Origin of the sequence: Dactylosporangium sucinum (assembly GCF_014647515.1) — a bacterium.
In the GTDB taxonomy this organism is placed as follows: Bacteria; Actinomycetota; Actinomycetes; order Mycobacteriales; family Micromonosporaceae; genus Dactylosporangium; species Dactylosporangium sucinum.
This window is the reverse complement of record NZ_BMPI01000013.1, coordinates 167,978-175,225: the sequence shown is the minus strand read 5'-3', so window position 1 is coordinate 175,225 and position 7,248 is coordinate 167,978. Positions and strand designations below refer to the sequence as shown.

Here is a 7,248-nt window from a genome sequence, read left to right as displayed (position 1 = left end):
GGGCTACCGGCCGATCCCGCGCTTCGGGCCGTACGTCAAGCTGGAGGCGAGCCGCTGCTTCGAGAAGCGGTTCGACGACGGCAACCGCGAGGTCAAGGTGATCCGGCGCACCGTGGCCGACGAGGAGCTCGCCGAGCTGATGGCCGCGGCCGAGAACGAGTCGGCCGGACGCTACGGCGAGGCCGGCCGGCGCCGGTTCCCGCTCGACCCGCACGCGCGGTTCGTGCTGGCCGCCGTCGACGGCATCCCGGCCGGCTGCGGGGCGCTGCAGCCGCTCGACGACCAGACCGCCGAGATCAAGCGCATGTACGTGCGGCCGGCGCACCGCGGCAACGGCATCGCGCGGCGAGTCCTGGCCGCATTGGAGGACCTCGCGGCGGGCTCGCACTACCGGGTGGTCCGCCTGGAGACCGGGCCGCGCCAGCCCGAAGCCATCCGTTTGTACGAATCAGCCGGATACCGGCCGATTCCTCCGTATGGACCGTACGTCCACAGCCCGCTCAGCCTCTGCTACGAAAAACTCGTCATCGCCCCCGAGCCCATCGCCTCTGAGCTCGCATGAGGCTATCGTCGGGCCGGTGGGCATCCTCGAACGGCTGACCCGACCGTCCCGGTCACCCCGGGAACGATTCGCCGACCAGGTGCTGGCCGAGCTCCGCCGGATCGGCGTCCACGACGCCGAGTTCCGTCCGACGCAGTTCGCGATCGTGTGCGAGTGCGGGCAGGACGTGCACAGCTGGCTCTTCCTGGCGAAGGCATTCAGCCAGTACCAACGAAATCCGGGCGACAAGAAGCAGTTCGTGCGCGAGTTCGTGGCGCACAGCCTGGCACCGCCGGCCCAACCGGCGTCGTTCGCCGACGCGCTGCCCCGGCTGCGCATCGCGCTGCGCCACGCGGCCCGCGGGACCCGCACGCTGCGCCGGCCCGCCCTGCCGGACCTCGACGAGGTCGTGCTCTGCGGCGACGTGCCGCTCGACGTCGGGACGCCGGAGCGCTGGGGCGTCGGCGTGGAACGGATCTTCGCGGCGGCGCACGACCGGACGCTGGCCCGGGCGGAGCTGCCCGCCTCGGCGGCGCTGTTCGGTCCGTCGGTACTGCACGTGCCGGACCACGACGAGGAGCAGCTGGTCTCCTGGGTGCTCCTCGACGGCTGGCTCGCCGAGCTGGACGAGCAGGTCGGCGGCCGCGCGGTCGCGTTCCTGCCGAGCACGGTGATGCTGCTCGTCTGCGCCGACGAGCCGGGGCTGGTCGAGCAGCTCTACGAGCTGGCCGCCGACGAGTACGCGCGGACCGCCCGCCCGCTGTCCCCGATGGCGTACACGACCGACGACGACGGCCGGGTCGTGCCGTTCGCGCCGCCGGCCGACCACCCCGCGTACCCGGCCGCCGCCCGGGCCCGGCGCCGCCTGGCCACCGACGTGGCCGAGCACCAGCGCCGCACGCTGGGCGACCCGCGGCTCGTCGAGGCGACGCTCGCCGCGCGGGCCGACGGCACGGCGTTCACCACGGCGGTGTGGCCGGTCGGCTCGCCGGCGCTGCTGCCCCGGGTCGACTTCGTGGGCGTGGCGGTCACCGGCGAGCGGACCTTCTTCGTGCCGTGGGCGCTGCTGGTCGAGGCCGACCTGCTGGTCGAGGAGATCGACTTCCGGCCGGCCCGCTTCAGCGCGGTGCCGCAGCCGTCGCCCGCGTCGCTGGGCTACCTGCGGGAGCGCGCCGTCCGGCTGTGAGGCCCAGCGCCGCGCGCAGCCGCAGGACCGTCGCGTCGGCCCGCTCGCCGGCCCGCTCGGCCCCGTCGCGCAGGACGTCCTCGACGTCGTGCGGGTCCAGCTCGTGGTACCGCCGCTGGACCGGCTCCAGGGTCGCGATCACCGCGTCGGCCACCGCGGCCTTGAGCTCGCCGTAGTTGCGGAAGTCCCGGCGCGGCTCGCCGGTGCACGCCTCCAGGATGTCGAGCAGGTTCGACACGCCCGGCTTGCCCTCGGGGTCGTGGACGACCTCGGTGCCGCCGTCGGTGACCGCCCGCATGATCTTGCGGCGCAGCACGTCGGGCGGGTCGAGCAGGAAGAGTACGCCCGCGGCCGAGGCGCTGGTCTTGCCCATCTTGGCCGTCGGCGTCGCCAGGTCGGCCACGCGCGCGGCCACCGCCGGATGGACGGCCTCGGGGACGGTGAAGACCGGGCCGTACCGCTCGTTGCAGCGGATCGCCAGGTCGCGGGTCAGCTCCACGTGCTGGCGCTGGTCGCGCCCGACCGGCACCTCCGTGATGTCGTGCAGCAGGATGTCGGCCGCCATGAGCACCGGATAGGTGAGCAGCGACAGGCGTGAGCCGCTGCCGCCGCCCTTCTCCTTGAACTGGATCATCCGGTGTACCTCGCCGTAGCCCGCGACGCACTCCAGCAGGTAGTGCAGCTCGGCGTGGGCGGGCAGATCGGACTGGCGGTACAGGATCGTGCGGGCCGGGTCGATGCCGGCCGCGAGCAGCAGGCCGGCCGCCTCGGCCGATCGCTCCCGCAGCTCGGCGGGGTCGTGGTGGACGGTGAGCGCGTGCAGGTCGGCGATGAACGCCACGGTCGGCTCGTCCTGGCCGGCGACGGTCGGCCGGACGGCGCCGACGTAGTTGCCGAGCTGGAGCCGGCCGGTGGGCTTGAAGCCGGAGATGCGCCGCTTGGACATGGTGGCTTCCCTTCGGGGAGTCAGGGGCCGCCGGGATCCGTGCGGTGCACACGACAACGAGGACCGCCCGGACCGGGCGGCCTGTTTGCGTGGGGTTTCGTGCGTGCGAATGCGCGAGTATGGCCGCCCCTAACGGGCGCGCCAGCTGTTCAGCGTCGTCGTACGCACGTCACTACGGTAGCACCGGTGCTCGTCGAGGGGCGTTGCCGAGGCTTATGTGGCATATGCCGGAGGTGACAGCCGCCCCCGCTATGGCCCCTCCCAAGCCGCTGTTTCTGGTGTTGGCTGGCTGGAAGCGATGCCGATCGGCGGGGGAGGAACGACAGTGGGTGACAGGTCGTGGTTGCGGCTCGACTGCCCGGTGTGCGGGGGGTGGCTCGGGCTGCCCGACGGGGTGCCGCGGGGCGCCGCCGCGCAGCGGGCGGCGCGGCGGATCGACGCGTTCGCGCACCGGCACCGGGACTGCGGGCGGGTGGCGCGATGAGGCTGCGGCAGTTTCGGCTGGTGGTGGCCGGGGACATCACGGACGAGCGGGCGGACCGGCTGCTGCGGCGCGCGGTCGACGCCTGCGTGGAGGCGGGGCCGGACGGCGCCGGCTGGGTGGCGTTCGACCGCCCGGCGCCGACGCTCGTGGACGCGGTGGTCTCCGGCGTCCGCGACCTCGGCGCGGCGGGGCTCGTGCCCGACCGCGCGACCGGCGACGATCCGTTGGTGACGGTCGAAACGGTCGCCGAGCGGGTGGGGCGGCCGGCCGAGGTGGTGCGCGCGTGGGCGCTCCCGCCACCGGTCGGGCCGCATCCGCGGCGGCCGGTGTTCGACTGGCCGGCGGTGGAGGCCTGGCTGGTCGACCACGAGGGATTCCTGGTGCCCGACGACGACGCCACGCTGGAGGCGGTCACGCTGGCACTGCGCGTGCGCACCCTGGCGCCGCGCGTCGACCGGCTGGAGCCGATCCGCTCCCTGCTCTATCCCTGACCCTGGACGTCGAACTCGCCGTCCTTGGCGCCGAGCACGAACGCGTCCCACTCGGCCTGGGTGAAGACCAGGATCGGGCTGTCGGGGTCGGCGCCGTTGCGCAGGCCGATGAGGTCGTCGACGAAGGCGACCTCGACGCGACTGCCGTGGCTGCCGCCGGGCGCGGAGCGCCACTGTGCGCGCGAGCTGTCGAACTCGCCCTTCGGGTGAGGCAGCGTCATGGCCGTAACGCTACACACGGGAGGGCTGGCCGGTTGTCCCCGGCGCCGGTCGGCCGACCCCGTCCGGGTGACGCTCGGGTGACGGGCGGCACGACGGCGGGCAACCGGTTCGATCATTACGATGCGGTGATGCGTGTGGGCATCATGGGCGGGACCTTCGACCCGATCCACCACGGCCACCTGGTGGCGGCGAGCGAGGTGGCCGACCGGTTCGGGCTGGACCAGGTCGTCTTCGTGCCCACCGGCGAGCCGTGGCAGAAGAGCGACGTCAGCGTCAGCCCGGCCGAGGACCGGTACCTCATGACGGTGATCGCCACCGCCTCCAACCCGCGGTTCACCGTGAGCCGGGTGGACATCGACCGCGGCGGGCCCACCTACACCGTGGACACGCTGCGGGATCTGCGGCGCACGTACGGCTCCGATGCGGAGATGTTCTTCATCACCGGCGCCGACGCGCTGAGCAAGATCCTGTCGTGGAAGGACGCCGACGACCTGTTCTCGCTGGCGCACTTCGTGGGCGTGACGCGGCCCGGCTTCGACCTGAGCGCCGAGCACCTGCCCACGAACACGGTCAGCCTGATCCAGGTGCCGGCCATGGCGATCTCCTCGACGGACTGCCGGCGGCGGGTCGAGGCGGGCAAGCCGGTCTGGTATCTGGTGCCGGACGGGGTGGTGCAGTACATCAATAAGCGTGGTTTGTACCGAAAAGTCGGCAACAACTGACGGGCATTCTGTCGTACCGCCGTGAGAGGCTAGAAACAGCCCGGAGAGCCGGGACCAACCGACGAAGGGAGACCGGTGCCCGCCACCGAGCGTGCCCGCGAGCTGGCGCTCACCGCTGCCCAGGCGGCCGCCGACAAGAAGGCCGAAGACATCGTCATTCTCGACGTGGCCGACCAGCTGGTCATCACCGACGCGTTCCTGGTGGCCTCGGCGCCCAACGAGCGTCAGGTCCTGTCGATCGTCGACGCGATCGAGGAGCGCCTGCTGGAGCTGCCCGAGAAGGCCAAGCCCGTCCGCCGCGAGGGCGAGCGGGGCGGCCGCTGGGTCCTGCTGGACTACGTCGACATCGTCGTGCACGTCCAGCACACCGAGGAGCGGGAGTTCTACGCCCTCGACCGGCTGTGGAAGGACTGCCCGGTCATCGAGTTCGTCGACCGTGACCTGCCGGCGACCGCCTAACCGATGACGCTGCTCATTCTGTGGCGCCACGGGCAGACCGCCTGGAACGCCGGCGGCCGGGTCCAGGGCCAGACCGACATCCCGCTGTCCGACCTCGGGGTCGAGCAGGCGCGGGCGGCGGCGCCCCGGCTGGCCGCCCTGACGCCCACCGTCCTCATCGCCAGCGACCTGCGGCGGGCCGCCGACACGCAGTCCGCCCTCGAAGCGCTGGTCGGGCTCCCCGTCCGGCACGACGCCCGGCTGCGCGAGCGCGGCTTCGGCGACTGGGAGGGCCTGACCCACGCCGAGATCGGCGCTCGCTGGCCGGAGTCGTTCGCGCGCTGGAAACGCGGCGAGCCGGTCGTCGACGCGGGGGTCGAGGAGGTCGACGCCCTGAGCAAGCGCACCGCGACCGCCCTGCAGGAGGCCGTCGACGGCGCCCCCGACGACGCCGTGATCGTGGCCGCCACGCACGGGGCCGCGGCCCGCTATGCGACGTGCGCGCTGCTCGGCTGGCCGGCCGAGTTCGCCCCGACGCTCGGCGCGCTGCACAACTGTCACTCCACGCACCTGCTGTTCGACACGGTGCGCGGTTGGCAGATGCTGGCCCACAACGTGCCGTAGCCTCTCGGGGGAACCGTTCGGTAGCCCGCAACGTCTGAGGGACCATGAAGCTTCGGTACGTCGTACTGTCCGCCCTCGCCGTGCTGGCGCTGGCTGGTTGCGCCTCGCCCGACGCCACGGATTCCGCCGGGGCGCCGTCCTCGTCGGCCGCCTCCGACGCGGCGTCGCCGTCCGCGCCGGTGAACTCGCGCACGGTGGTGGCGTCGGGTTCGCTGAGCGCGGTCACGGTCACCGGCGAGATCAAGGACGGCGTCGAGGCGGGGTGCGTGCTGCTCTCGACCGCCGACAAGACGTATCTGCTGCTCGGGGGCGATCGGACGAAGTACCGCAGCGGCACCACGGTCACGGTGACCGGCGTCCCGCAGCCCGACATGGCGAGCACCTGCCAGCAGGGCACGCCGTTCCAGGTGGTGTCGATCAAGGAAGGTTGAGCCGTGCGCTCAGGTCGATCCGCTACGGTGCCGTCATGACCGGCCCACACCCCGCCGTCGCCGTGGTCACCGACTCGACCGCCTACCTGCCGCCCGACATGGTCGGCAACCTGACCGTCGTCCCGCTCGCCGTGGTCGTCAACGGCGTGGCCGGGCTCGACACCGTGGACATCGACGCGGCCACCGTTGCCGACGCCCTCAACGCGCGGCGCGTGGCCGTGACGACGTCGCGTCCTTCGCCCGAGACCTTCTCCCAGGTGTACCGCGAGCTGCTCGACGGCGGCGCCGAGGCCGTCCTGTCGGTGCACCTGTCCGCCCAGCTCTCGGGCACGTACGACGCGGCGGTGCTGGCCGCCGCGCCGTTCGACGGCCGCGTCGAGGTCATCGACGCCCAGTCCACCGGCATGGGCCTCGGCTTCCCGGCCGTCGCCGCCGCCTCCACCGCGGCCGCGGGCGGGAGCCTCGCCGAGGTGCGCGAGGCCGCGCTCGCCGCGGTCGGCCGCACGACCACGCTCTTCTACGTCGACACCCTGGAGTTCCTGCGCCGGGGCGGCCGGATCGGCGCGGCGGCGGCCCTGCTCGGCACGGCGCTCTCCGTGAAGCCGATCCTGCACACCACCGAGCAGGGCGTGGTCGTGCGCGAGAAGGTCCGCACGGCGAGCCGCGCGCTGGCCCGCCTGGTCGACATCGCCGCGGAGTCCGCCGGCTCCTCCGAGGTGGACGTGGCGGTGCACCACCTGGCCGCGCCCGACCGGGCGGACGCGCTGCTCACGACGCTGAAGGAGCGCCTCGGCGCGCAGCTGCGCGGCGCATACCTGACCGAGGTCGGCGCGGTCGTCGGCGCCCACGTCGGGCCGGGCATGGTGGCCGTGGTGGTGTACCGGACGGCGTAATCCACAAGCGCCGGGTTATCCACAGATCGGGGCCGCGGGGCGGGCGGGTGGTACGGCTCGGCGCCTACGGTGCCGGGCATGAGGCGCTCTGGCGAGACCGACGACGCGCCGGCCCGGGTGGTCGGCCTGCCCCCCGATCCGGACGACGCGCTGGACTATCCGTGGGATGCGACCTTCCGGGCCGCGCCGTTCCGGGCCGTTCCCGGCGGCGGCGGTCCGGCTGCGTTCCCGGTCGATCCTGACGCTGCGTCGCGGGGCGGCGGCGGTGGC

At 73.3% G+C, this 7,248-nt stretch carries 12 protein-coding genes; 10 read left to right on the top strand and 2 right to left on the bottom strand.

Annotated features, from left to right (window positions below):
* On the top strand, positions 1–562 hold a 562-nt coding region (locus IEZ31_RS15925), incomplete at its 5' end, for a GNAT family N-acetyltransferase (RefSeq protein ID WP_229835122.1).
* 16 nt (positions 563–578) lie between these two features.
* A complete protein-coding gene (locus tag IEZ31_RS15920; protein ID WP_190250620.1) occupies positions 579–1,727 on the top strand; it encodes a hypothetical protein in 1,149 nt (382 codons plus the stop codon).
* Here the strand turns inward: IEZ31_RS15920 and trpS are convergent.
* On the bottom strand, positions 1,660–2,673 hold the full coding sequence (gene trpS, locus IEZ31_RS15915; RefSeq protein ID WP_190250619.1) for a tryptophan--tRNA ligase: 1,014 nt from the start codon (positions 2,671–2,673) through the stop codon (positions 1,660–1,662). The genes IEZ31_RS15920 and trpS overlap by 68 nt on opposite strands.
* A gap of 325 nt (positions 2,674–2,998) precedes the next feature.
* On the opposite strand from trpS, the gene IEZ31_RS15910 reads away from it, so the two are divergent.
* Positions 2,999–3,157, top strand: a complete 159-nt coding sequence (locus tag IEZ31_RS15910) for a hypothetical protein (RefSeq protein WP_190250618.1) — start codon at positions 2,999–3,001, stop codon at positions 3,155–3,157.
* Positions 3,154–3,648: a hypothetical protein gene (locus IEZ31_RS15905; protein ID WP_190250617.1), complete on the top strand. Its 495-nt coding sequence runs from the start codon at positions 3,154–3,156 to the stop codon at positions 3,646–3,648. The genes IEZ31_RS15910 and IEZ31_RS15905 overlap by 4 nt, the downstream gene beginning before the upstream one ends.
* Here IEZ31_RS15905 and IEZ31_RS15900 read toward each other — a convergent pair.
* Complete coding sequence (locus IEZ31_RS15900) at positions 3,639–3,869, bottom strand: DUF397 domain-containing protein (protein WP_190250616.1); 231 nt, start codon at positions 3,867–3,869, stop codon at positions 3,639–3,641. The genes IEZ31_RS15905 and IEZ31_RS15900 overlap by 10 nt on opposite strands.
* A gap of 129 nt (positions 3,870–3,998) precedes the next feature.
* On the opposite strand from IEZ31_RS15900, the gene nadD reads away from it, so the two are divergent.
* The 6 genes from nadD to IEZ31_RS15870 all read left to right on the top strand — a co-directional run.
* Entirely contained in the window at positions 3,999–4,592 is a 594-nt protein-coding gene (gene nadD / locus IEZ31_RS15895) for a nicotinate-nucleotide adenylyltransferase (RefSeq protein ID WP_190250615.1), read from the top strand.
* Positions 4,593–4,667: 75 nt separating this feature from the next.
* Positions 4,668–5,051 (top strand): ribosome silencing factor, encoded by a 384-nt coding sequence (rsfS, locus tag IEZ31_RS15890; RefSeq protein ID WP_190250614.1) that lies wholly within the window; start codon positions 4,668–4,670, stop codon positions 5,049–5,051.
* Positions 5,052–5,054: 3 nt separating this feature from the next.
* On the top strand, positions 5,055–5,654 hold the full coding sequence (locus tag IEZ31_RS15885) for a histidine phosphatase family protein (RefSeq protein WP_190250613.1): 600 nt from the start codon (positions 5,055–5,057) through the stop codon (positions 5,652–5,654).
* Positions 5,655–5,698: 44 nt separating this feature from the next.
* Complete coding sequence (locus IEZ31_RS15880; RefSeq protein WP_229835120.1) at positions 5,699–6,085, top strand: hypothetical protein; 387 nt, start codon at positions 5,699–5,701, stop codon at positions 6,083–6,085.
* 35 nt (positions 6,086–6,120) lie between these two features.
* The gene (locus IEZ31_RS15875; RefSeq protein WP_190250612.1) at positions 6,121–6,978 is read left to right on the top strand and encodes a DegV family protein; all 858 of its coding nucleotides are present in this window, start codon (positions 6,121–6,123) and stop codon (positions 6,976–6,978) included.
* Between the two features lie 78 nt (positions 6,979–7,056).
* On the top strand, positions 7,057–7,248 hold a 192-nt coding region (locus IEZ31_RS15870; RefSeq protein ID WP_190250611.1), incomplete at its 3' end, for a hypothetical protein.

Excerpts from the sequence above, each read along its gene's own strand:
- IEZ31_RS15900 (WP_190250616.1), bottom strand. The coding sequence starts at position 3,869 with ATGACGCTGCCTCACCCGAAGGGCGAGTTCGACAGCTCGCGCGCACAG.
- IEZ31_RS15880 (WP_229835120.1), top strand. The coding sequence starts at position 5,699 with ATGAAGCTTCGGTACGTCGTACTGTCCGCCCTCGCCGTGCTGGCGCTG.
- nadD (WP_190250615.1), top strand. The coding sequence starts at position 3,999 with ATGCGTGTGGGCATCATGGGCGGGACCTTCGACCCGATCCACCACGGC.
- trpS (WP_190250619.1), bottom strand. The coding sequence starts at position 2,673 with ATGTCCAAGCGGCGCATCTCCGGCTTCAAGCCCACCGGCCGGCTCCAG.
- IEZ31_RS15885 (WP_190250613.1), top strand. The coding sequence starts at position 5,055 with ATGACGCTGCTCATTCTGTGGCGCCACGGGCAGACCGCCTGGAACGCC.
- IEZ31_RS15905 (WP_190250617.1), top strand. The coding sequence starts at position 3,154 with ATGAGGCTGCGGCAGTTTCGGCTGGTGGTGGCCGGGGACATCACGGAC.
- IEZ31_RS15875 (WP_190250612.1), top strand. The coding sequence starts at position 6,121 with ATGACCGGCCCACACCCCGCCGTCGCCGTGGTCACCGACTCGACCGCC.